The 24,123-nt window shown below is 67.4% G+C and carries 18 protein-coding genes; 12 read left to right on the top strand and 6 right to left on the bottom strand.

The annotated features are described in order from the left end of the window. The first annotated feature begins 356 nt into the window (after nucleotides 1–356). Both ACZ7M7_RS44060 and ACZ7M7_RS44055 read left to right on the top strand, forming a co-directional pair. Nucleotides 357–1,325, top strand: a complete 969-nt coding sequence (locus ACZ7M7_RS44060) for a GlxA family transcriptional regulator (protein ID WP_451175660.1) — start codon at nucleotides 357–359, stop codon at nucleotides 1,323–1,325. Between the two features lie 382 nt (nucleotides 1,326–1,707). Continuing rightward, nucleotides 1,708–4,668 carry an AfsR/SARP family transcriptional regulator gene (locus ACZ7M7_RS44055; RefSeq protein WP_472127386.1) on the top strand — a complete coding sequence of 987 codons (2,961 nt, stop codon included), beginning with the start codon at nucleotides 1,708–1,710 and terminating at the stop codon, nucleotides 4,666–4,668. A gap of 532 nt (nucleotides 4,669–5,200) precedes the next feature. Here ACZ7M7_RS44055 and ACZ7M7_RS44050 read toward each other — a convergent pair. Next, nucleotides 5,201–5,344 carry a hypothetical protein gene (locus tag ACZ7M7_RS44050; protein ID WP_472127384.1) on the bottom strand — a complete coding sequence of 48 codons (144 nt, stop codon included), beginning with the start codon at nucleotides 5,342–5,344 and terminating at the stop codon, nucleotides 5,201–5,203. A 412-nt stretch (nucleotides 5,345–5,756) separates the two neighbouring features. Here ACZ7M7_RS44050 and ACZ7M7_RS44045 point away from each other — a divergent pair, with 412 nt between their 5' ends. From ACZ7M7_RS44045 to ACZ7M7_RS44010, 8 genes are all read left to right on the top strand, one after another. Then, nucleotides 5,757–6,539: a class I SAM-dependent methyltransferase gene (locus ACZ7M7_RS44045; protein ID WP_451175669.1), complete on the top strand. Its 783-nt coding sequence runs from the start codon at nucleotides 5,757–5,759 to the stop codon at nucleotides 6,537–6,539. 12 nt (nucleotides 6,540–6,551) lie between these two features. After that, on the top strand, nucleotides 6,552–7,265 hold the full coding sequence (locus ACZ7M7_RS44040) for a 7-carboxy-7-deazaguanine synthase QueE (RefSeq protein WP_427844509.1): 714 nt from the start codon (nucleotides 6,552–6,554) through the stop codon (nucleotides 7,263–7,265). A 35-nt stretch (nucleotides 7,266–7,300) separates the two neighbouring features. After that, entirely contained in the window at nucleotides 7,301–7,663 is a 363-nt protein-coding gene (locus ACZ7M7_RS44035; protein WP_472127381.1) for a 6-pyruvoyl trahydropterin synthase family protein, read from the top strand. A gap of 37 nt (nucleotides 7,664–7,700) precedes the next feature. Next, nucleotides 7,701–8,291: a GTP cyclohydrolase I gene (gene folE, locus ACZ7M7_RS44030; protein WP_365064283.1), complete on the top strand. Its 591-nt coding sequence runs from the start codon at nucleotides 7,701–7,703 to the stop codon at nucleotides 8,289–8,291. A 213-nt stretch (nucleotides 8,292–8,504) separates the two neighbouring features. Continuing rightward, a complete protein-coding gene (locus ACZ7M7_RS44025; RefSeq protein ID WP_472127379.1) occupies nucleotides 8,505–9,485 on the top strand; it encodes an aspartyl/asparaginyl beta-hydroxylase domain-containing protein in 981 nt (326 codons plus the stop codon). A gap of 32 nt (nucleotides 9,486–9,517) precedes the next feature. Beyond that, nucleotides 9,518–10,207: a 7-cyano-7-deazaguanine synthase QueC gene (gene queC / locus ACZ7M7_RS44020; RefSeq protein WP_472127377.1), complete on the top strand. Its 690-nt coding sequence runs from the start codon at nucleotides 9,518–9,520 to the stop codon at nucleotides 10,205–10,207. Continuing rightward, the gene (locus tag ACZ7M7_RS44015; RefSeq protein ID WP_383630487.1) at nucleotides 10,204–11,229 is read left to right on the top strand and encodes an isopenicillin N synthase family dioxygenase; all 1,026 of its coding nucleotides are present in this window, start codon (nucleotides 10,204–10,206) and stop codon (nucleotides 11,227–11,229) included. Before queC ends, ACZ7M7_RS44015 begins: the two co-directional genes overlap by 4 nt. Before the next feature lie 110 nt (nucleotides 11,230–11,339). After that, nucleotides 11,340–13,172 carry an AfsR/SARP family transcriptional regulator gene (locus ACZ7M7_RS44010; protein WP_472127376.1) on the top strand — a complete coding sequence of 611 codons (1,833 nt, stop codon included), beginning with the start codon at nucleotides 11,340–11,342 and terminating at the stop codon, nucleotides 13,170–13,172. A gap of 37 nt (nucleotides 13,173–13,209) precedes the next feature. Here ACZ7M7_RS44010 and ACZ7M7_RS44005 read toward each other — a convergent pair whose 3' ends face one another. Both ACZ7M7_RS44005 and ACZ7M7_RS44000 read right to left on the bottom strand, forming a co-directional pair. Next, entirely contained in the window at nucleotides 13,210–14,391 is a 1,182-nt protein-coding gene (locus ACZ7M7_RS44005; protein WP_472127374.1) for a GNAT family N-acetyltransferase, read from the bottom strand. Between the two features lie 291 nt (nucleotides 14,392–14,682). Beyond that, complete coding sequence (locus tag ACZ7M7_RS44000) at nucleotides 14,683–15,831, bottom strand: GNAT family N-acetyltransferase (RefSeq protein ID WP_472127372.1); 1,149 nt, start codon at nucleotides 15,829–15,831, stop codon at nucleotides 14,683–14,685. Nucleotides 15,832–16,176: 345 nt separating this feature from the next. Between ACZ7M7_RS44000 and ACZ7M7_RS43995 the strand changes: the two genes are divergently transcribed. Both ACZ7M7_RS43995 and ACZ7M7_RS43990 read left to right on the top strand, forming a co-directional pair. Then, nucleotides 16,177–17,580: a hypothetical protein gene (locus ACZ7M7_RS43995; protein ID WP_472127371.1), complete on the top strand. Its 1,404-nt coding sequence runs from the start codon at nucleotides 16,177–16,179 to the stop codon at nucleotides 17,578–17,580. Between the two features lie 9 nt (nucleotides 17,581–17,589). Then, nucleotides 17,590–18,960: an MFS transporter gene (locus tag ACZ7M7_RS43990; RefSeq protein WP_472127370.1), complete on the top strand. Its 1,371-nt coding sequence runs from the start codon at nucleotides 17,590–17,592 to the stop codon at nucleotides 18,958–18,960. A gap of 5 nt (nucleotides 18,961–18,965) precedes the next feature. Here the strand turns inward: ACZ7M7_RS43990 and ACZ7M7_RS43985 are convergent, their stop codons facing one another. The 3 genes from ACZ7M7_RS43985 to ACZ7M7_RS43975 form a co-directional block, all read right to left on the bottom strand. Further along, nucleotides 18,966–19,739, bottom strand: a complete 774-nt coding sequence (locus ACZ7M7_RS43985; RefSeq protein WP_472127368.1) for a class I SAM-dependent methyltransferase — start codon at nucleotides 19,737–19,739, stop codon at nucleotides 18,966–18,968. 267 nt (nucleotides 19,740–20,006) lie between these two features. Then, nucleotides 20,007–20,726, bottom strand: coding sequence for an alpha/beta fold hydrolase (locus ACZ7M7_RS43980; RefSeq protein ID WP_472127405.1), 720 nt, complete (start codon nucleotides 20,724–20,726; stop codon nucleotides 20,007–20,009). Between the two features lie 92 nt (nucleotides 20,727–20,818). Continuing rightward, nucleotides 20,819–24,076 (bottom strand): amino acid adenylation domain-containing protein, encoded by a 3,258-nt coding sequence (locus ACZ7M7_RS43975; protein ID WP_472127366.1) that lies wholly within the window; start codon nucleotides 24,074–24,076, stop codon nucleotides 20,819–20,821. Between the last annotated feature and the right edge of the window lie 47 nt (nucleotides 24,077–24,123).

The raw sequence follows: 24,123 nt of genomic DNA, 5'->3' as shown, positions 1-24,123 counted from the left end.
AGAAGTGGCGGGGGCCGCGGACAGGAGACAGGATGCTCAGCTCAATCCGGACGCCACAGGCCGGTACCGCAGACGGCGCCGCCGTGCCGTCGGGGCAGGTTCCCGTGGCGGTGCACGCCCGCGTGCTGAAACCGCGTCAGCCGAGGTGCTGGTTACGTCGGTCGTACCACGCGACGGCGTGGACGAAGCTCCCCGAGGACGAACACCGTCTCGCCGTCGCGGTGTTGGTCGAGCGGGAACCGGAAGTGCGACCACCCGCCGTGCCACCGCGGGCGAAACCTGGCGCCAAGCCCATGGCGGAGATCGTCATGTTTGTGTCCTTGCTGCCAAATGGCACGGCGGGCCAGGATGATCAGGTGACTCAACGGCGCGTCGTCTTCCTTGTCTATCCGCGGTTTCAGGTGCTGGACCTGGCGGGACCGCATGAGGTGTTCGGGCAGGCGGAAAAGTGGGTGCCCGAGGGTGAGGGCTATTCCGTAGAGATCGTCGCAGGCCGGGCCGGATCGGTGCCCGCCTGGCACGGGATCGATGTCACGGCCGGCAGCAGCGTCCAGGACTGTGACGGACCACTGGACACGCTGGTGGTCGTCGGTGGACCGGGCGATCGGGAGGTGGTGGATGACGAAGAGCTCGTCGGCTGGCTCAAGGCTGCGGCCGGGCGCGCCCGGCGGGTCGCTTCCGTGTGTACGGGCGCGTTCCTACTTGCACGCGCCGGACTGCTCGACGGACGGCGCGCGGTGACACACTGGGCGGCCTGCGAGCGGCTGGCCCGCGACCACCCGGACGTCACGGTCACCCCGGACCAGATCTTCGTACACGATGGCGCGGTGTGGACCTCCGCCGGAATCACGGCCGGGATGGACCTGGCGCTCGCCATGGTCGAGGAGGACCACGGGCCCGAGGTCTCCCGGGCCGTCGCGCGGATGCTGGTGATGTTCGTCCAACGCCCGGGCGGACAAGCCCAGTTCAGCACCCAGCTCGCGGCGCAGCGGCCCACGCGTGAACCGCTGCGGGACGTTCAGGCATGGGTCACCGACCACATCGCCGACGACCTGACCGTCCGGGTGCTCGCCGAACGGGCCAATATGAGTGAGCGCAACTTCACCCGGGTCTTCCGCGCCGAGACCGGACTCACCCCGGCGGCCTACGTGGAGACCGTCCGCCTCGAGGCTGCCCGCGCTCTCCTGGAGACGACGGACACCACCATCGACGCGATCGCTCGAGCCTGCGGCTTCGGCTTCGCCGAGACCCTGCACCGCCGCTTCAAGCGGACCCTGGGCGTCACACCGGGCCAGTATCGCCACCACTTTTCCAGAGCCGGGTGAAGGAGCGGCCGGCCTGGCCCTCGCGGTGAGAAGCCCGAGTGTCACCGGCATGTCTCCTTCGGCGCCTGCGGGCACCGCGGGTTGTGGAGCGACGTCAGCCCTCCGCCGACCGGACGCCGACCCGGCCGGTGGGGCTGCACTCCAACGCCCGGACCTGGCACGGACAGCGCATGCAGCGCACGTGCCGGTCACCGAGGCGGTACACCCACGCCCCTTCGGTCTCACGCAGCCGCGCACACCGCACCCTCCTTCCCGCCGAGCTAGTGAAGGTGCTCGGCGACGGGGCAACCACTACGGATGAGCAGCCAGGTCGGCATGAGTTCCGTCCAACTTTGCAAGCCGGCCCACATCGCCTGGCTCATACGACAGAAGCAGGTCATGCATGGCAGTCTCGTTAGGCCACGACGGCAGCGGCGTAGCGGCAGCTCCTTTTCGGGTGCTCGGGCCACTTGAGGTGAGCGGCGAGCTGGGGGCCGTATCCGTGGCCCCGGGGCGTCAAGAGATCGTCCTCGGGGCGCTGGTGCTCGACCTGAACCGGGTGGTGGAGACGACCCGTCTGGTGGATGTCATCTGGGCTCACGATCCACCGAAGACCGCACGCGCCCAAGTGCAGATCTGCATCTCCCGGCTCCGAAAGGCACTTTCGGCCGGGGGAGTCGACGCCACCATCGAGACCCGCGCACGCGGGTACGTCCTGAGGGCACCGGAGGATTCCACCGACGTCGGCAATTTCCGTCGCCTGGTGGCCGAGGCGAATGCCCTGGCCCGTGATGGTCTGAAGATGCCTGCGGTGGAGGCGCTTCGCTCGGCGATAGGCCTGTGGCGGGGTCGGTGTTTGGCCGGACTACCCAGCGAAGTCCTGGCCGGTACGGCGGCGCAGTGGGACGAGAGCCGCCTGGAGGCGGTGGAGACCTGCATGCGGCTGTTGCTTGAGCTGGGCCGTCACGAGCACCTGGTTTGCGAGCTGATGCAGCTGGTCGCCGAGCATCCTCTGCGTGAGCGGCTGCGGGGGCACCTCATGGTGGCGTTGTACCGTTCGGGTCGACAGGCGGAGGCGCTGGATGCCTACCACCAGGGCCGCCTGATGCTCACCGAAGAACTGGGCCTGGACCCAGGAAGGGAACTGCGCGACCTGGCGCAGGCAATCCTGACCGACGACGCCGAGCTGGCACTGGCCGAGCAGGCTGAACCGGCCGAGGCGGCCGAACCACGGTCTTTCGTGGAGACGTCGCTCCCTGAGGCGGTGCATGAGCGTATTGCCGATCCCGACCCGGTCGTCACCCCAAGGCAACTTCCCGCCGACATCAGCGACCTCGTAGCCGACGACACCACCGTTTCAGCGGTCTGCGACGTCGTCACCGGGGGACAGGAACTGGGGCAACTGAACGTGGTCCTGGTGCTGGGCAGACCTGGAGTCGGCAAAAGCACGTTGGCCAGGCACGTGGCGCACCGACTCGCAGCCGAGTACTTCCCGGACGGACAGCTCTACTGCGACCTTCGAGGGCCGGGCGGCCAACCGGTGGGCCCCGCCGAGGCGTTGGGGCGGTTCCTCCGGGCGCTGGGCGTACCGGGCCATGCCATACCCGATGCGCTTGATGAGCGCGCGGAGATGTACCGCAGTCTGCTGGCCCATCGCCGGATCCTGGTGTTGCTGGACGACGCGGTGAGCGAGTCGCAGGTGATGCCGCTGCTGCCCGGTACCGGCAGCAGCGGCGTGCTGGTCACCAGCCGCGGCCAGCTCACGGCGTTGCCGGGCACATGCCGGTTCGACTTGGAGCCGCTGAGCCCGGAACTGGCCGTCCAGCTCCTGGGGCGGATCATTGGAGAGGGCCGTGTGGAGAGCGAGTGGGAGGCAGCGCGGGCCCTTGTTCACTTGGTGGGCGGGCTGCCCCTCGCACTGCGCATCATCGGCGCGCGCCTGGCCGCGCGCCCGCACTGGTCACTGACCTCCATGTGGCAGCGGCTTGAGAACGAGCAGCGCTGGTTGGACGAACTGACACACGGCGAGCTGTCGATACGGGCAAGTCTTTCGCTCAGCTACGACGGCCTGGCGGCGGCCGACCGTCGCCTGTTGTGCCTGCTCAGCCTGGTCGAAGGGACGGAGATTCCGAGCTGGCTGGGTGCCGCCCTCATCGACGACCGCACGCAGCACGCCACTGACCTGCTGGAACCGCTCATCGACATGCGGCTCCTCGACATCACCGCCACGGACCAGGGCGGGGGGTTCCGATGCGGCCTGTCGCAGATCGTGCGGATGTTCGCGCATGAACGACTGCCCGCGGAGATTTGGGAGGCGGAACGCGTCGGGGCGGTGCAGCGTGTGATCGGTGGCTGGATGGCACTTGCGGAGAGGGCGCACAAAGAGATCTATGGCGGTACGTACACCATCGTGGCGGGCCGGGGCGAGCGGTGGCATCCGCCGGAGGACCACGTCAAGCGGTGCCTGAGCGACCCGCTCGGGTGGCTGGAGAGCGAGCAGACCAACCTGTTGAACGCGGTCGAGTTGGCGGCCCGTTCCGGGCTGGACGAGCTGTGCTGGGAGCTGGCCACGACTCTGGTGACGCTCTTCGAGGCCCGCGGTTGTACCGAGCTGTGGGAGCGCACACATCAGGTGGCGCTGACCGCCGTACAGGAAGCCGGCAACGAACGGGGCCATGCGGCGGTACTCGGCTCGTTGGGGACCCTGCACCTGTACCGGGGCGAGTATGAGGCGGCAGCCCCTTACCTCAGCGCTGCTCTGGAGATATTCGAGCGGCTCGGTGAGGTGCGTGGTCAGGCGCTGTGTCTGCGTGACCTGGCGCGCATCGAGCGGCACTATGGTGACGACGATCGGGCACTGGTCTTCTACAAGTGCGCCGAGCTCAACTTCGTGGGGGCGCAGGACGTCATTGGCCGGGCGTACGTGCTTGGCGAGATGGCGCATATCACGATGAGGCGAGCGGACTTCACGCGAACCCGTTCGTATCTCGATGAGGCTCTCGGGATCTGCCGGGCAGCCGGCTTCGACCGGGGCCAAGCCCTCGCATTGCGACGGCTTGGCCAGATGCTGATGCACCAGGAGCAGTACGAGGCGGCGGAACGGACCCTGCTTGAGGTCCTCGCCATGGTCGGAGCGAGCGGTGATCTTGTCGGAGAGGGGTATGTGCTTCACGACCTCGGACGGGTCAATGCCCACCTGCGTCGCGTGGATCAGGCGGTCCAGTACTACTCGCGGTCGGCCAGGATTCGGGAGCGGCTCTTGGACCACAGCGGGGCCGCTGCGGTTCGGGCCGACATCGTTGTCGCGCTTGGTAGTGCGACAGGACCATTGCGTGAGCGACATCTGTCCGGGTTCGTCAGGTGAGGCCGAGGGCCTGTAGGCGCCGGTGGCAGTGGTGGACGGCGGCCACGATGTTGGTCGGCCGTCCTGGCACAAGACGATGATGGCGAGGTTGCGCGGAAGGTGCGGTTGGTCGCGTACGTGGTGCAGGAGGTTCTCGATGCCTCGGTGGCCTCTGGTCCAGGTGGCGAGCTCGGCGCCGGTGGCATCGAAGACCGTCACGCTGGTGATCAGGTAGCGCGCTCGACGGTCAGTTGCCCGGTGCTCATCTCGCGCCGCCACCGCACGACTTGGACCATCGCGGCCGGCGACCGGACTGGTCCAGTACTTGTCGCGGGGCATTCGTGATCCGCAGGAGGATCGCGATGAGTGAGCGGGCCCCGGTCAGTAGCGCCGCGATGGCCGCGCACAACGACGCGCCGGGTTCCCTCTGCTCGCACCGGACGTGACGTCACGTCACGCATGAACCGGCGAACCGGACCGACCTCGACCACGCAATGGCCCTGGGTAGGGGCGATGATGTCGGTCGGCTGACCCCAGGGTGCATGCCTGTCTGTCACGTCCACGGCGTGTTGCCGGATGTTTCGGCGGCCGGCGTCATGGCGACCGGGCCCTGCCTCACGCCGTGCTGGTGTCCAAGAGCGCCCAGGTCCAGCACGACGGCGCTCTCCGCGGCAGCCAACTGCTTCTTGATGGTCATCTCAGTGTTCCCTCTCTCCATAACCTGCGTAAGGGCGTTGCTGAAGCCAGCGTGAGCCAGGTGCTTATTGCGGCCACATGCTCACGCTATCGCCGCCCTATCTCGGCCTCGTCCCACCGTGGATGCGCGGTGATGCCGGGCCGATAGGGCGACACCGGAGATTGGGTTCTGCCGACCTCGGCGCCCCTTCGGGGGATAACCCTCAAGGAGTGGTCCGAATGACCGAAGCGACCCGGGACGCAGTCACGCCCGCCGCGTTCGGCGTCCCGGAAACCAAAGCGCAGCGAACCAAAAAGGAACCCGCCACAGCAGCGGTAGACCACGTCAGGGCTTTCCTACGGAAGGGGAAGGAACCGGCGCGTGCGCTCCAGGGCCTCCCTTTGACCCTGGCTCAGGGGAAGGTGCACGGTCGATGACGATGGACGCGGAGTTCTACTCCCGGGTGGCCGAGCGGTTCGGCGGGTACTTCAGCGATGCGCGGAGCACCGACGTATTCGCCGACGGCCGCCCGGACGCCGTCTTCGATGAACTGGTGAATGCGCTGGGAACGTCGGACGCCCGACTGCTGGATGTCGGCTGCGCCGACGGGCGTAGTCTGCTGCGCATCTCTCGTGCGTACGGCGCCGTAACCGGTATAGATCTGTCGCCGTCGATGCTGGAATGCGCCGCGCGCTATCTGGCGGAGTCAGGTCTGTCGCATGTCACGTTCGAGCTGTGCGATGCCGCCCACACCGGCCTGCCTGATGGGTACGCCGATGTGGTCACTTCCCGTCGAGGCCCGCTGATAGCCCGTGAGTTCGAGCGGGTGCTGCGCCCAGGTGGGGTCGTGGTGTACATGGGGATCGGCGAGCAGGATGCGCGCGAGCTGAAGGAAACGTTCGGCCGCGGCCAGAACTTCGAAAGCTGGAACGCCAAGCCCTTGTCGGAGGAGATTGCTCAAGAACTCTCCGACGCAGGCTTCGTTGTGACGCGAAACCAAGCGTTCCGGTTCGAGGAGTTCTACCACTCGGCGAGCGATCTGGATACGTTTTTGCATCAAGTGCCGATCGTCGAGAACTACGATTCTGAGGCGGACAAGGAGGCATTCGATGGATATGTCACCGCGGTGACCGCCAGTCAGGGCATCCGGCTGAGTCGGCATTGGTTCGTACTGCAGGCGCAGAAGCCGGCTCGCGTCGATTCGTCCCACTCATAGGAACGGTGCACCATGGCGCAGGAGCTCGTAGTCAACGAAATCTTCGGTCCTACCGTCCAGGGCGAAGGTCAGTCCCTGGGACGCAGGTGCGCGTTCCTGCGACTCGGCGGGTGCAACCTGTCGTGCTCGTGGTGCGATACGCCATATACGTGGGACTGGACCGGAGCCGGGGACAGCGGCGTCGCGCACGATCCGCGCAAGGAGCTGCACCGCCGCCCCGTCGAAGATGTCGTCGCTGAGTTGCTCGAATTCAACACCGGTCTGATCGTGATCTCCGGTGGTGAGCCCCTGGGGCAACAGGAGCGACTGATTCCGCTGGTGAAAGCGCTGACGGAACGCGGTAGAGAGATTGAGATCGAGACGAACGGGACGCACGCTGCGCACCCCGAACTCATTGCCGCCGGCGTCAGGTTCAATGTCTCGCCGAAGCTTTCGCACTCTGGTGACACCTTGCAGCGCAGGATCGTCCCTGATGCACTGACAAGCCTCTCGGCAGTGCCTGGAAGCACGTTCAAGTTCGTCTGCCAGAACATTCGCGATCTCGACGAGGTGGCGGAAATAGTTGCCGCCTTCAACCTGGCCTCTGTGTGGATCATGCCGATCGGGCGTTCCGCCGACGATGTCACAAAACACATGACCGAGTTGGCTGATGCAGTGGTGGAGCGCGGCTGGAATCTCACAACCAGACTGCACACCCTGCTATGGGGCGACAAGCGTGCCGTTTGAGTAACGGCAAATGCAAGAAGAGGGGATGCACATCGATGGCATTTCGCATCACGAAGAAGTTTGAATTCTCGGCCAGTCATCAGCTCTCTGGCCTGGCTCCTGAACACCAGTGTGCCCGAATGCACGGGCACAACTATGTGATCGAGCTGGAGCTTGAAGCGGATGACAAGGCTCTGTTGCCCGTAGGCTTCGTTCGAGACTACGGAGATTTGTCCGCATTCAAGGTCTGGCTCGACAAACACCTTGATCATCGGCACCTGAACGATGTGATGGACGAAAATCCGACGGCTGAGAATATGGCGGTCTGGGTTTACAGGACTTGGTCGATGGAGTTCTCCGAGTTGACCTGCGTGCGCGTCTCGGAAACTCCCAAAACGTGGGCCGAGTACCGGCCGTGAGGCCCGAAACATCAGAGCCCGGACGAAAGGTGGCCGCATGTCGGTGACGAAAATAGACCTTGATGGTGACCCCTCGGCGTCGAGGACGACTGAGGACCCGCTGGTCGAGCTCGCCCGCCAACTCCTGAAGGAGATCGGCGAGGACCCGAATCGCGACGGACTGCGCGACACACCTGCGCGGTTCGCCCGCTGGTGGCGCGAGTTCATCAACTACGACCCGGGCTCACTGGGAACGCTTTTCGAGTCCGTCGGCACGAGCCAGATGGTGGTCGTCTCGGACATTCGAGTCTGGTCGCTCTGTGAACATCACCTTCTGCCGTTCAACTGCTCTGTGACCATCGCGTACCGCCCGACGGGGCAGCTGCTCGGCCTGTCGAAGTTCGCCAGGGTCGCCCATCAGTACGCGCACAAGCTGCAGGTCCAGGAGCGCCTCGTGGACCAGATCGCGCTCGAGATCAGCACCCTCAGCGGCACCCCGGACGTGGCGGTCATAGCGAAGGGCGAGCACCTTTGCATGTCGATGCGCGGCATCAAGGCTCCTGCGCAGATGACATCGACCGCATACCGCGGGGAGTTCGGCACGGATGCAGGGCTTCGGGGCGAGCTGTTCGACCTGCTCCGGGCGTGACGAGCCATCCGCCTCCGAAAGCCAAAGCAGTGAGCGATCCAGGCGGTGCGGCGACGGGATCGCACAGCTCGTGAGCGCTGCAGGGCTGTCGCGAACTCCTGGCCCTGCCGGGTGCCGGCGGGGCCGTCGCGGTCCCACTGCTGGGACCGGTCGATCGCGGCCGACGAGGTCAACTCACCTGCGATCCGGCCCGCTCGACATGAAAGGACAACGATGGACGTAAATGATTCTTCGACGCCTGCGGAAGCGGTCCGGCTGCTTCCCGTGCTGGACGCCGACCGGCTGGTGGCCGACCTCATGACCGCGCGTGACCACCTGTGGAATGAGCAGAGCTCGTACACCAACGGGCGAGTGTCCCGGTGGGCCGGACAGGACTGGCGCTGCCTCTCGGTGCGCAGCCCCGGTGGTGACAAGACACGCACCGACCCCGGGGGCCCAGGCGGGGCGGAGTTCGCCGACACCGAGTGGCTCGACCACATGCCGTACGTGCGGGAGGTCCTGCGCTCGATTCCCGGGCCCCTCTACGCAGCCCGATTCATGGACCTTGGACCCGGCGTCGTCGGATACCCCCATTCCGATCCCAAGTTCGCCCCGGACTGGGGTATGGCCCGGCTGCACATTCCGGTCATCACCCACGAGGAAGCGTCGCTGGACCTTGATGGTGGGATCTATCGCTGGCAGCCCGGCGAGTTCTGGTTCGGCGACTTCAGCCGCAAGCACCAGATCCAGAACCTCGGTCCCGAGCATCGGGTCCACCTCGTCGTGGATGTGCTCGTCACACCGGAGCTCGCACAACTGTTCCCGGACGGCTGGGCGGACTACTTCAACGGCTCGGATGTGCTCTACAACCGCCCGACGGTGGCCACCACCGACCAAGAACGGGAAGCTGCGCGGTGCACGTTCGACGCGCCGGCGCACCTGCTGGAGATAGAGGTGCTCGGTTCGCTCACCGGCCCGCAGCCGCAGGCCACCTTCAGCATCGTGGACACCGGCACGGGCCTTGCCATTCGATCTCCCGAGGACCACCTCTTCCCGTTGGTGGCACTCGGCGGACACGAGTATCGCCTGGTCGGGTGGAGCGAGGAGCGAACCGTCACCACGAGGCTGGACGGTCCGCGGCCTGAAGTCGAACTGACCTACCGCAAGGGCCACCGATCGACCCGGCTGGTCGTCCCGGCCACGCCGGCGCCGTGACGGACGCCCGCACGTCCGCCGGGAGGCGTCGTATGCCGAAAACTGTCGCAATCGTGTCCGGGGGTCTGGACTCGGTCACCATGGCCTACCACCTCCAGGCGCAAGGACACACACTCCACCTGCTGTCCGTGAACTACGGCCAGCGTCATCTCGTCGAGCACGAGTTCGCCGAGAAGGCGGCCCGATCGCTCGGGGTGCCGCACGACGTCGTCGATCTCAGCCCCGTCGGCAAGCTCCTCAGTGGCTCGTCGCTCACCGACCCGACCGTCGACGTGCCGGATCACCAGAGTGAGTCGTCCGGCGGGAGCCCGAACGTCGTACCCAACCGCAATGCCCTTCTGCTGTCCGTCGCCTTCGCGGTCGCCGTCGCCGAGAAGGCGCAAGCGGTGGCCGTCGGCGTGGTCGACGACCTGCAGGCCGCGCCCGACAGCAATGCCGCGTTCATCGATTCCTTCCTCGCCATGGAGCGGATCGCGACCCGTGGATACGCGCACCCCGACCTGACCCTGACAGCGCCGCTGGTGAGGCTGCGCAAGAGCGACGTGGTGTCGCTCGGTGAGGAACTCGGCGTCCCCTGGACCGAGACCTGGAGCTGCTTCCGTGGCGACGCGCTGCAGTGCGGCCGGTGCGCCGCCTGCAGGGAGCGGCAGGAAGCGTTCCGGGACGCCGGCGTGACCGACCCGACGAACTACCAGACCAGCGATTCGAAGGAGCTGCGATGACCGACACCTTTCCCGTGCTCGACCTGCGTGACGCCGCCGGCTCGGAAGAAACCCGGGCAGCGTTCCTGAACCGGTTGCGCAAGGCCATCCACGAAATCGGCTTCTTCCAGCTCGTCGGCCACGGCATCGAGGACGCCGACGACATGCTCGAGCTGGCCCGTCGGTTCTTCGCCCTGCCCGAGGCCGATCGGCTCGCGCTGAACATCCTCGACTCGCCGCTGTTCCGCGGCTATTCCGAACTCGGCCGCGAACACACCAAGGGCATCCCCGACCAGCGCCAGCAGCTGGACATCGGCCCGGAACAGCCCGCGAGGACGTCCGCGCCCGACGATCCCGCCTACCGGTGTCTGATCGGCCCGAACGAGTGGCCCGGGGCGATGCCCGAGCTGCGCCCGGCCATCGAGTCATGGATCGCCCGGCTGACCGATCTGTCCCATCGACTGCTACGGCTGATGCTCGAGTCGCTCGACGCCCCCGCCGGGTTCCTGGACGACGTGGTCGATCCGGATCCGCAGATCCACCTCAAGCTCCTGCACTACCCCGGTCCGGCGCACGCGAGCGAGGACACCGGCGAGGGCCAGGGGACCGGCATACACAACGACCTCGGGCTGCTCACCCTGCTCGTCCAGGACGGCAACGGCGGCCTCCAGGTCGCGGTCGAGGACGGCAAGTTCGCCGACGTGCCGGTGATCCCGGGGGCGTTCGTGGTCAACCTGGGAGAGCTGCTGGAGGTGGCGACGAGGGGCTACGTGCGTGCCACCCTCCATCGGGTGGTCCGGCCCGCCCCGGGCGTCAACCGTTACTCCATTCCCTTCTTCTACAACCCTCGGCTGGACGCCACGATGCAGCCATTGCCCAGCCCGTATGTCGAGGGCGCCGGGGGAGTCATCGACGTCGCCGACAACCCGTTGTTCGCCCTCTACGGCGACAACGTCATGAAGGGGCTGATCCGCTCCTTCCCCGACATCGTTGCCCGGCACCACCCGAACCTGGCCGCGGTAGCCGGGTCCAGGAGTTCCTGACACCGGGCGGCCGCGCACATGCTCACCGCCCGGCTCGAACGGTCGGGCCCGGCGGTGGCATCGCGGCCCGTCCGACGGGGACCGAACGAACATGAGACAGGGCGAATTTCATGAGAATCAACCTTCTCGGGCCGCTCCAGGCCTACGGGGACGATCACCGCGTCGAGATGGCGCCTGCCGCCCAGAAAGTACGGCAGACGCTGGCCATGCTCGTGCTGAACGCGGGCCGGGTGGTGCCCTTCGAGCAACTCATGGACGAGCTGTGGAACGACAACCCGCCGGCCAGCGCGCACACCGCGCTGCAGACGTATGTGTACCAGCTCAGGAAGCGGTTCTCCCTCGGCAACCCGAGAAGCGGCGGCGCGGTACGGGCGGCCGGGCCGCTGCTCGGCACGGTCGACGGCGGCTACCAACTGTCGCTGCCCGCCGACCACGTGGACGTCTTCCGGTGCGAGCCGTTGCTCGCCCGTGCCCGGGCGGAGTTCCATGACGAGGACTTCGCCCGGGCCCGTGACACGGCCGCCGCGGCACTGCACCTGTGGCGGGACGATGCCCTGGTGGACGTACGCAAGGGGCCCACGCTGAACGCCGAGGCGGTCCGCCTGAAGGAGTTGCGTACCAGCGCACACCACCTACGGATCGAATCCGACCTGCACCTCGGCCGGCACCACGAGGTGCTCGGCGAACTCGCCTCGATGGCCGGGCGGGAACCGACGGACGAGCGGGCCCAGGGCAATCTGATGACGGCCCTCTACCGCATGGACCGGCGGGCGGAAGCGCTCCAGGTCTACCGGCGGACACGCGAGCGGATCGCCACCGAGCTCGGTCTCGACCCATCGCCCCAACTCCAGGCCCTGCACACGGCTGTGCTCACGTCGGACGAGGCGCTGCTACGTCCTGGCGGGCGCCTCACGGCCGTGACCGCCGCCACCCGGGCGCCCTGCCATCTGCCCGCCCCGCGCGAGCGGCTGACCGGACGTGCCGGCCAGTTGGCGCGCCTCACGGCGGTGCTGGCCGGCCGGGCGCGGGAGGACCGGCCGCTCGTGATCGTGGGGGGCGCCCCCGGCACGGGGAAGAGCGAGCTGTGCCTGCACGCCGCGCATCAGGTGAGCGGTCACTACCCGGACGGACGGCTCTACGCACGTCTCCGTGACGGCGCCGGCCGGCAGGTGCGGCCCGCCGAGATCCTTCGCTCGTTCCTGCGTGGACTCGGCGCGACGGAGGAGCAGTTGCGACTGGGCACGACCGACCTGAGCCTGCTGTTCCGTACCTGGACCGCCGACCTGCGCGTCCTGGTGGTGCTCGACGACGTGTGCGACGTACGTGACTTGACGCCGCTTTTGCCGTCCGGCGCCGGCTGCGGCGTGGTGATCGGCAGCCGACGGCGGCTGTTCGTGTCCACGTCGGCTGTCCACGTCGAACTTGCCGGACTGCCCTTCGACGACTGTCTGCACCTGCTGGCATCCTCCCTGCCGGGACACCCGATCGCCACGGACCGGGAGGGGCTGCGACGGCTGGCCGGGATGTGCCGGGGGCTGCCAGGCGCGCTCTTCGCGGTCGCTTCGCAGTTGCGCCGCCGCCCGCACTGGACGGCCGGGCAGGCCACTGCCTGGGTCCTCGGGTCCGGGGGCGCCGACAGCGACCCGCTGGGCGTCCGGGCCGGATTCGACCGGACGCTCGCGACGCTGCCCGCCGAGTCGCGGTCCCTGGCGTACGCGCTGGTGTCTCCCGGCGTCCCCGATCGGCTCACGCCGGCGCTTGCCGCCGCGGCCCTGGGGATCGGTGACCAGCGAGCCGAGGACCTGCTGGAGGAGTTGGCGGAGAGCTACCTGCTGCGCGCCCGGCACCCGTGTGTGAACGGCCGGTTCTCCTACGAATGGGAGCCAGGCGTACGTCCGTTCGCGGTGCGGCCGAGCAGCGCGCCGGTGATGTGCTCCGCCTGACGGTCACACGCCAAGAAGTGACCGTGCCCGTACCAGGTCAGTCCAGTAGCCACTCGGCCGTGTTGATGCCACCCACCACGTACTTGTTGTGCTTGGCCAGGAAATCCGCCGATCGGGTCCGGTTGTACTCGCGCACAGCACTGTCCCGCGCCTCCAAAGGCCGGTCCACACCGACGAACACGCTGTAGAGCGGGGTGGGCTGGCCCCCTCGGCGCATCTTGGCCTCATAGGTGTTAATGCCCAGGTGGATGCTGGAGACCTTGCGGCCCACACCGGCAGCAATCTGGTGGTAGAACATCAAGTTGTAGTAGTCGTCGGCGTTGGGCACCGAGTAGTCGAACCCGGCAGCGCGGGCGTACAGCATGTCGCCCTGCCGGTAGCGCAGCACGAAACCGACAGTCTTTCCGTTCTCCCTGCAGAGCAGCACAGAGCTTTCATCGCCGAGGAAACGGCTCTGCCGATCGAAGATGGATACCGCGCGCTCCTCGTCGTATGCGGTGTGCCCGTACTTCTGCATGAGCGCGCTGTTCAGCGGCGCGATCTCCTTGACCACCTCTGGCAGCGGCAGCTCGGTCACCTCTCGCCCGCTCTCCCGGAATCTGCGCAGCTCGCGGCGAACGCGCTGCCCCCGGCCGGCGGGCAGCCAGTCGACGTACTCGTCGAAGTCCGCCCACAGGCCGATCGGCATCCTGGTCTCAACGTTGTGCAGGAGCATTACTGCTCCGTCCGAGGAGTGAGCCCTCGCCAACTCGCGTGCGGCCTCCAGCGGTAGGTAGCAGTAGGCCAGCACGCTCGAGTCCGCTTGCTCGGCCAACCGCAACGCTTCCGCGGTGAGTTGGCTGAGAGCCAACTCCCGCTGCTCGGCTGAGGCATTGATGTGCCCGGGCACCTGTCCGCGAAACTCGGACCAGCCCGCCGCGATGGATATCGGCCTCGTGTTCAGATGTGCTGCTCGCTCGTCACTCATCACCTCGCGCAGCAGGTCCCCAGGGGTGTAGAGATCGTGCGGTGCGGTGGTGAAGCCGTACACCTCGAGACCCGCAACCGGGGTGCCGTCGCTGGCGCGTGCCAGCAGGTAGCGGGCGTGCGCTTCGGGTGGTAGTGCCTCCTCGCGCACTCCCACGAATCCGCTGGTGGAATAGATGTTGGAACCGACCGTGAGCGTGTCCCAGTCAACGGCAGGCAACTCCGCGAAGGAGTCGTAGGCCGAGACAGACATAGGTATCTCCTGTGGCGAGGGGGATGGGGCGGGCGGCGAGTGCTGGGATGGACCTGTGGGCGCCGGCGCCAGTCAGTGACTTCAGGTTGCTGCCACCGGTGTGTACGAGTGCGAGCGTGGAACCCCGGATGGAGGGTTCGGGCAAGCCAACGCCCACAGTCGGCCTCGGCCTGAGGCGTCACTGAATGGGACGATAGGAGCTGCGCCTCAAGCGCGGTTCAAGTCGGCTTACAGCGAGAACCCATGCCGGTTCGGCTACCGGTCCGTGCACAGACCGGCCGGCAGTTGGGCTCAGCAGTACGGTTCCCAGAGCTCATACTCCAGGGCGTCGGAAACCGCGGGCGAGGAGTCGCGCAGGCGGGTGAGCAGGGCGCGGTTGTGCTCGTGGATCTCCTCGTCGTACCCGGCCAGCGGGCTGTCCTCGGACAGGTCCAGCAGCCACAGCGGCCGGAGCTTCGCACCGCGCAGTGCCTTTCCTTCCGCGGTCTCGGTGCCCGCATGAATCCGGCGCACTCCCGGGAGCCGCGCCGCCATGTAGTAGGTGAGGTTGAAGTACTCGGCGGCCGAGGCGAGTCGGTCGTGGTCGAGGCCGAGCCCTCGCAGGTACACGGTGTCGCCCCAGCGGTAGTACAGGCAGAAGCCGACCGCCGGTTCGCCGGGGCGCGAGCACAGCACCACTTCGGCGCGCGAACCGGCGAGTTCACCCTGCTGGCGGAAGGACTCGGCCATCGGGGCCACGTCGACGGTTCTTCCGTAGCGCAGCAGTGAACGGGCCAACAGCCGGGCGACGTCCTGCCAGGACTCGGCGAGCGTCCGGTGCTCCACCTCGTATCCGGCCTTCTCGAACTTCCTTATCTCGCTGCGGATACGGCGGGCCCGGTGCGCCGACAATGACTCCAGCCAGGCGTGGTAGCCGCCGGGCGGGATCTCGATCCAGGCGTCGGTCGTCAGCGCGACCGGGGCGGTCCGCACCCCCGCCGCGCGCAGTGCCCCCACGTCCTCGGTGGTGAGGTACATCGCCACGCGGGCGATCTTCGAGTCCTCGTGCAGGGGTGAGCGCAACGCGCGGACCGCGTCGAGCACCTCGGCGGCGGCCTCGGTCCGATCGGCTCCCTCGCCGGCCAGCAGGTGCGCCAGGTAGCCGCGGCGCTGTCCGATGAGCAGGCCGCCCGGCTCGGGCGCCGGCAGGCCGCGCGCGGCAAGCAGGTCGTGCCACCGCAGGTCTGGGGTGGGCTCGTCGGTCACCGCCGCCACGGGGATCGCGGCCCGGCCGCCGCCCGGGGTCTCCACGTGCAATCCGCCGGAGACCGCCCCGGGTTCGAGGGCGCACACTCGCAGCCACAGCGCCGACGAGTAGAACCTGTCGCCGGCGAGGCGGTCCCACTCGGTGTCCCCGAGCCCGCCGATGGCGTCGGTGAAAGTGTCCGTCGTGGCGGGCATTGAGCCTCCCATAATCTCTGCCTGACCATGCCCGCGAGTCCGCCTGCGCGATCCGATGCTGAGTGTGCCGAACATTGGCCGGCCGGCCATGGCGCCCGCGGCGGGGTGGCCGGGCCTACCGCGGCGTACGGACTCGCCGCGGGCCCGGCTCGCATTGCGTTCCCCCGTGGCTGCAGAACTGTTCTTCTTCCGGTGTTCGATCATTCCAGTCTTAACACAGATGTTCAGTGTCCGCGGGGGCCGTTAGCCGACAATTGAGCCGCAATTGAGTCGCACCGCGAACCGGGGTGAAATGGTGACCCCTGCGGGCCGAGGAGCCCAGTCACCATCGAGCAGGGAGACTTCATGTCGGCGGAGCGGGTAGTAGCCCAGTACAACGAGGACTTCCGCAAACCGGACAGTGACTTGCGTACGGTCGCCCAGCACATCAAGGACTTCCCGACGCTCGCATCTTGGCATGGCGAGAATTTGGCCAGACCCCTCTTTGTCGCTGAGCGCGAAATTCGCGAGTTCGCCGATGACCTGCAGCACCTCGTCGACATACTCTTTTCCTTGCCGGACCGCATGTTCGGCGGGGATCTGGACGCATTCCGGTCGGTGCTCGGCATCAGCGACGGCGGCTGGGAAGCGATACGGCGGTTCGGTGACCTACTGCCGCCGTACTATGGCCGGGCCGACATGTACCACGACGGCACGTCATTCAAACTGCTCGAGACCAATCTGGGGAGCGAGACCGGCGGTTGGGGCCTCGCGAGTGAAATGTCCGGGGCGGCGATGGAGGTAGACGCCTTCGCCGACTTCGCGCGCCGGAACCGGCTCGGTTACGTGCATCCCGTTCGCTCCGTGGTGGACGCGCTGCGCCACTTCGGAGCCCGAGTGGCACCCGGGCGCGACCCGGTGGTGGCCCTGCTGGAATGGCGCGGCGGTCTGACGGACTACGGCGAACTCTGGCTCAACTTCCAGTCCTCACTGCGCCGGGCGGGCCTCGACATCCTGGTGGCCGAGATCTCCGACGTGCACGAACGCGGCGGGGCGCTCTACCTCGGGGACACGAAGATCGACGTGGTCTACCGCTCCTTCGTCCCGGACCAAATCGCCGAGGAACCCGACGGCTGGGCCCTGGTCGCCCCCCTGCTTCGTGCGCACCGGGCGGGCGGGACGCTGCTGTGGACCCCGCTTTCCAGCACCATGTTCGCCAACAAGGCCTGTATGGCGCTGCTTTCGGACCCGGCGCGGCGGCGCGACCTCAGCGAGGACCAGTGCCGGCTCATCGACAGGGTGCTGCCCTGGACCCGGCTGATCAACACTGTCGCGCTCAAGACCGACACCGACCTCGTCGACGAATGCCTGGAGCGGCGCGAGCAGTTGATCCTGAAGGTCAACGCACGCGGGGGCGGAGTCGGCGCCGTGGTGGGCTGGGAAACCGACGACGCCACTTGGCGGCGGGCTCTGGAGAACTCCGCCGTCGAAGGATGTGTCGTACAACAGCGAGTGATCCCTCGGCCTGAGCTTGTGGTGGACCCGGTATCCGGGAAAACCGAGGAATGGCATGCGGTCTATGGCATGTTCTACACCCCGCGTGGTTGTGCAGGAGCAGACGCCAGGGTGGTACCGGCCGGTTCGGGCGGGATCATCACCGGCACGTCACATGCCAAGGCGCGCTACGCAACCGTCTTCCATCAGAGCGAGCTGTCCGCCTGGGGCGAGGTGCCTGCCGTGGGCGAATTGCCCGCCGACGCGGCGAAGTAAAGAAACTTCATGGTGCCGCAGCAGACCCCCGCGCATTCGGCGTGGCGGCGGATTCAGACGGCTTGGGGTCTGCCGGACCTCGCCGGAAAAGGCCGATTCGTCACGGCCAATCTGATCGACAGCCTGGGAAACGGGTTGGTGATGGCGTTCACCGTCGTCTTCTTCGTGAAGACGACGTCGCTGTCACTGGTCGCCGTCGGAGCCGCGCTGACCGTCGGCCACCTGCTCGCCCTGCCCGTTCCGCCGTTGATCGGGCCCCTGTTGGACAAGTACGGTCCGCGCACCGTGGTCGCTGTGGGCAACTGGGTTTCGGTGGCCGGATTCATCGGATTCCTGTTTTCGCACGCGTCCTGGCAGATCGTGCTGTGGCAGTTCGTGGTGCAACTGGGTGCCACCGCCTTCTGGATGGGCAACAGCCCGCTCATCGTGCTGGTCGCCCCCAGCGACCAGCGGGCCCGCTGGTTCGGCTTCGTTCGTGCCCTGCGCAATGTGGGCATCGGTTTCGGCGGCGCCGCGTCCGCGGTGGCTCTGAGCATCGGAACCGTCGCCGGGCTGCGGGCGGTCATGGTGATCAACGCGGTCTCCTTCGCCGTCGCAGGCTGGCTCGTGATGACCTTCCGGGGCGCGGACACGAGCGAGGCGGCCGACGCCGGGCACGCAGAGCCGAAGCCGGCTGAGCCGGAGCAGGTGCAGGTGCAGGGCGAACGCGCCGGACAGCCCTGGGGCGGCTATCGCACCGTGCTGAAGGACACCCGGTATCTGCGGCTGGTCGCGACGAACCTCGCCTTCGCCTTCTCCTCCGCGGTGATCACGGTGCTGCTCGCCGCCTACGTGGCGGACAACCTCGAAGTCGGCTCCTGGTTCGTCGGCGCGCTCGTCGTACTGAACACGGCAATGGTCGCGCTGCTCCAGACGCTCGCCAGCCGGTGGATCGAGGCCCGCAGGCCGGTGACGGTTCTGGTGCTGGCCCTGCTGTTGAACGCGGCGGCGTTCGTCGTCTTCGGCACGCTCCTCGTGCTGCCCGGCTGGGCGGTGATCGCTGGGCTGCTGATCGCGATGGTGCTCTACACCGTGGCCGAGATCCTCGGCTCGCCGCCGACCAGCGAACTGAGCGTGGTGATGGCGCCCGAGCATCTGCGGGGCCGCTATCTGGGCGTCTACCAGATGTCCTGGTCGGTCGGCGGTGCCCTCGCCCCGGCGCTGCTCACAGCGCTGCTGGAGGGCGGTGCGGCGCTGCCCTGGGTGTTCCTCACCGCGATCAGTGTGCTGGCCGTACCGCTCGTGCTCGGGCTCGACGGGCGGGCCGCGGCCACGAGCAAGGCCGCACCGGTCGGGGACGCCGCCCCCGCTGAGCAGCTCGGCGGCGACGCCGTCGGCTGAGAGCGCTAGCTCGTTGCCCCGCTGGCCGCCTCACCACCCGGGAGGCGGTAGACCGAGACGTGGGATGCCGAGTCGGCGGTGAACGGACCGCCTTGCCAGTCCGCGTGCCTGGATTCGAGTTCGAACCCGGCGAGCTGCGCCATGAGGTCGAGTTCCGATGGCCAGATGTAGCGGTGTGGGCTTTGGAACAGCCTTGCAGTCCGTTTGCCTTCTTCGAAGTCGAAGTGGTGCGAGACAACGTGCTGGGTGAGCACGTCATAGGTGTCCAAACTGATGTGGCCGGACTCGGACTGGCAGACCACGGCCTTCTTGTCCGGCGGTAGCTTGTGGACGTCGGGCACCCATAGTTCGATCACGAACCGGCCACCGAGTGCGAGGTGGCGGGCTGCATTGCGAAAGCACTCGACCTGCTCGGGTTGGGTCTGCAGCACGGAGATCGCGTTGAAGACCAGGTAGACGAGCTGGAAGGAACCCGCGCCGGGAGCGGTGGTGGTGGCCATGTCGCCCAGGACCACGGGAATCGCTTCCTCGTCGGCTTTCGTGCGCAACTGCTCGACCATGGGTCGACTCAGCTCGATGCCAGTAACCGCAACGCCCTTCGCGACGAGCGGGATGGCCACCCGACCCGTGCCGATGGCGAACTCCAACGCTTTTCCATTGCCCGCGAGTTCAGCGAGGGTGGCCACGGTCGGCCCAAGGACGTCAGGTGCGAACATGCCGGTACCGGGCGTGTCATAGCTCTCGGCCGCGTCAGCATCCCAGATCTCTTCCTGCCGCATGCTTCACATGATTTAGGAGGGATGGGGCAGGCGTCGACGCTTTTCCACCCACGGGTCTTCACGATCACGCGCTACACCGCCCGGATCCTGGCCCTGCGCGCACGGCCCAGACCCAGCCGCCGCTCTCTCAGCTGTCAGAACGGACGGTGTCCGCCCTCGGCCGGATTGATCCAGGAGCGGTAGTGCCCGAGCCGTCCGGCGATGTCCGACGCATCGTCGGCACGGCTACTCCTCGGTCACCGCGGTCGTGCCTCCCCGTGCCGCTTCTCAAGCCCGCAGTGCCTGTTCGAGCTTGTCGATCAGGCGGGCGAACTCCTGGGGATGGCTGACATGGGCGGCATGTCGTGCGTCCTGGATCTCCACGAACTGCCCGTGCGGTATCAGGTCGGCGAGTCGTCGAGCGACCTCACGGTGATGGGGGGCGGACAGGGAGCCGGCGGCGACGACGGTGGGCGTGTGGACTTCCAGCGGGTCGAAGAACGGCACACTGAAGGTCGGATCCGCCATCTCGGCCAACAGCGAAGCGCCGTCGGCAGCGAGATCCGCCGGCTGCGCACGAGCGAGCACCAAGCGACCTGTCCGGCCGAGGATTTCGGTGAGCATCGCGCGAGCCGCCTGCTCGGGTCCTCCGTCGGCCGCGCCGCGGCTGACCGTTTCCTCCCAAGGGTCGGAGGCAGGCCACCAAGGCAGCCAACGCACCGGAGGTTCGAACGCGACGACGCCCACCGTCGACTCCGGCATGCGGGCAGCGGCGGCCAACGCCACCAGCGCGCCGTAGCTGTGGCCTACCACCACGGCTGGTGCGTCCAGCTCTGCCAGGACTGCACAGAGATCGTCGACATGCGTCTCCATGGACACGTTCGGACCGCCCATCGATCGTGAACGGCCCCACCCGCGCCGGTCGTAGCCGACAACCGGACGCCCCTGGAGGTAGTCCACAACCCGCCGGAAGCCGATGCTGCGGTCCATGGAACCGTGCACGAACACCACCGGACCAGCCGCCGCAGGGTCAGCGCCGCCCACCTTGCTGACGGCAGGCCTGACCCGCAGCCCACTCGGTTCCGCGCCCGAATACCCGCTCACCGCGCTTCCTTCCGTTGGCCCACCAACCGCACTACACCGGCCAGCGTGGGGTCTGCGAGCAGTTCCTCCACTCGGATCTCCATGTCATAGCGCTCTTCGGCGGACACCATGAACTCGGCCATGGCCAGCGAGTCTCCGCCTGCCGAGAAGAAGTCGGTGTCCACCTTGACGGCCGCCTGCGGCAAGCCCAGGCAGGACGAGAAGAGACGGGCAAGCTCCCACGTGATGTGTGAGGGCTCGTGGGTGCCTTGGGTGCGGTCTTCGGTGGGCTGAGAGACTCCGCAAGGGGACGCCGCGGCCGGCCCGCCCCCGTCCGGTTCGATCGCCTGGGAGCTTGCCCGCTCCGGCGCATCATGCCCCGCCTTGCCATTGCGGGTGATGGGCAGCCGTTCGGCGAGGGTGAACGTCGCGGGGACCATCCCGGTGTGCAGGTGCGCCGCGAGGTACGTACGTGCATCGGCCTCACGCCAGGGACCAGGCGCTGAGGGCACGACGATGGCCGTCAGCCGACCGTCGCGTTCCGTGACGAGGCACGCGTCCACCCCTGGCGCCCTTTCCAGGATGCGTTCCACTTCGTCCAACTCCACCCGCTGCCCTCGGATCTTGACCTGCCGGTCGCGACGGCCCACGTACTCCAGGACCCCGTCCGCGCGCCACACGCACACATCACCGGTCCGGTACAGCAGTCGTCCCGGCTCGTCGGCAAACACGTCCGGCACGAAGGAGTCGGCCATACGCTCCGGGCGGCCGAGGTATCTACCGACGCCCACCCCTCCGATGTACAGCTCGCCGGGGCAGCCGACGGGCAGCAGCTGCCTGTCGTCGTCGAGCACATAGACACGTTTTCCATGAACCGGCCGCCCGATCGGCGGAGCTTCGTCGTCCGAGCACTCGTGCCAGGTGGACCAGATCGCGGCCTCCGCGGGCCCGTAGAGGTTGAGCAACCGGCGTCCCGGCACCCGCCATCGGCGCACAAGATCGCCGCGCAACCGCTCGCCGGCGAACGCAGCGATCCGCAGGTCTGGTAGCTCCAAATGCGGAATCGCAGCCCACACCGAGGGCGTCATGGTTGCGATGGTCACCCGCCGTTCGCGCAACAGGCGCGCCAGGGACGGGCCCGGCATGAGCTCCTCAGTGCTCGCCAGAACGAGGGGCGCTCCGCACAGCAGCGCCAGCATGATCTCAAATACGCAGCCGTCGAAGTTCAGGGACAGAAACTGCAAGACCCTGTCCTGGGGACGCACCTGGAACACACGTCGCTGGGCAATGTGTAGATTCGCCAGCGACTCATGGCTGTTGATGATGGCTTTCGGCTGCCCCGTGGTGCCGCTGGTGAACACGACGTACGCGGTGTTGCCCGGCATGACACCTGTGATCGGCGGTTCGGCTGCCGGAGTGTCCCTGTCCAACAGGGTGACGGCCGCGGAGACATCGAGCCCTTCGATCCGGTCGGAGGTCAAGTCATCGGTGAGGACCACCCGCACGTGGGCCTGCTCGAGCATCGTCTTGAAGCGTTCGGTGGGGCACGCGGCGTCCGCCAACAGGAAGGCGCCGCCCGCCTTGGCGACCGCCAGGAGCGCCACGACGAGGTCCACGGATCGTCGCATGGTGATGGCGACGACAGACTCGGGTTCGATACCGAGCGCGCGCAGGCGGTGTGCATTGCCGTTCGCGAGCGCGTCGATCCTGGCGTACGAGTAGGGCACGCCTTGGTCTTCGACCGCCGTGGCGTCCGGTGTCAGACGGGCTCGTTCCTCGAACAGCAGATGCCAGCAGACCGAGGCGGAGGTGCCGGCCAGGGCGCTGGTGTCGTTCCATTCCGTGATCAGCTGGTGCCGTTCGAGTTCGGTGAGCGTCTTCGGCTCCTGGGGGACATCCTGCGCCCTGGCCGGTGGGTCGATGCCGGGTGCGTTCTCCCTGGGGTCGCGTTGCACCGTCATCCCGGCGTGGGCCCGGGACCGCGTGTTGCCATGCGGCCCCCACTGGACGGCGTCTGACGGCCCGTCGAGCGGTGTGAACTCCTGGTACTGCTCGATGAAGCCCTGAATCGCCCATCCGGCCAGTCGTTCCGCGAAGGGCGCGCCGAGGCAGTAGTGCGCTCCCGCTCCGAAGCCCAGGTGACGCCCCTCCCTGCGGCCTATGTCGAAGACGAGCGGTTCCGTGAACTTCCGCGGGTCGAGGTTGGCAGCACCAAGGAGCACGATCACACTCGCTCCGGCCTTGAGCTGCGTTCCCCCGACCTCGACATCGCGCAGCACATGGCGTCCCACGTACTGACTCGACCCGTCGATGCGCATCAGCTCGTCCACCGCGGAGCCGATGAGGGACGGCTCGGCGCGCAGTCGCTTGAGCTGCTCGGGCTGCTCGGCGAGCAGCAGTAGGCCGGTGGATACCAGGTGAGTGAGGGTCTGATATCCGCCGGCGAGCAAAACCATGGCGTTGGCCGCGACCAACTGCAGTAGTTCCTCGGGCGGTTCTCCCGAGGGAACCGAGCCAGAGCTGAAGTCGCCCTGCAGGCCGGTCGCGAGGGCGGAGAGGAGGTCGTCACCAGGCGTGGCCAGACGCTCGGCCGTCAGCCGGCGGAGCCCAGCGAGTGCCTCGTCGATAACCGGAACGATCTCGATGTCCGTCCGGCTGGGAAACGTGGACACACTGCTCAGCAGCCGCTCGTAGGCATCCGCCCACCGGGTCAGTTCGTCGCCCCGACCGTCCATGCCCAGCAGATACGTCATCAGGCGCGTCGGCAACTGCTCGGCGAAGTCCGTTACAACGTCGACGGTCCCGTGGTCGGGCAGCGAGCGCAGCAACTCGGCGACCATGTCCCGCATCGCGGGATCGTGCCGTCGCACGCTCGCCCGGGTGAACTGTCCGCGCAGCGCGTCCCGGATTCTGGTGTGCTCTGGCGGATCGCTGAACAGGAACTGCGCCGAAAGCATTTCTGCGGTCGGCAGGAAATGTTCCATGCCGCGCTGCTGCAGATCTCCGGGGGCATGATGACGGGCAGAGGAGAAGACCCGGCCGTTGGAAAGGATCTCGGCCGCTTCGGAATAGCCGGAGCAGACCCAGACACCCCCTACTTCGTCGTAGAAGATCGACGGGAGCTCCGCAATCGCGTTCCAGTACAGTTGCGGATCGGCAATGACGTCAGCACGCCGAAGATTGTGGACTCCGTGTCGCACACGGTCATAGCCAGAAACAGGTGCGGGACTCCTGGAAACCACTATCTTTCCCGGTTCGTCTTCGCCGGCGGTCATCTTGTCACGTCCCTCGTATCTGCGTGTTCATTGCGTCAGTTCGATAC

The sequence above is a fragment of the Streptomyces sp. NPDC111606 genome, from assembly GCF_055656945.1.
Note: the sequence above shows the minus strand (reverse complement) of the source record. Positions and strands in the feature narration are given on the sequence as shown.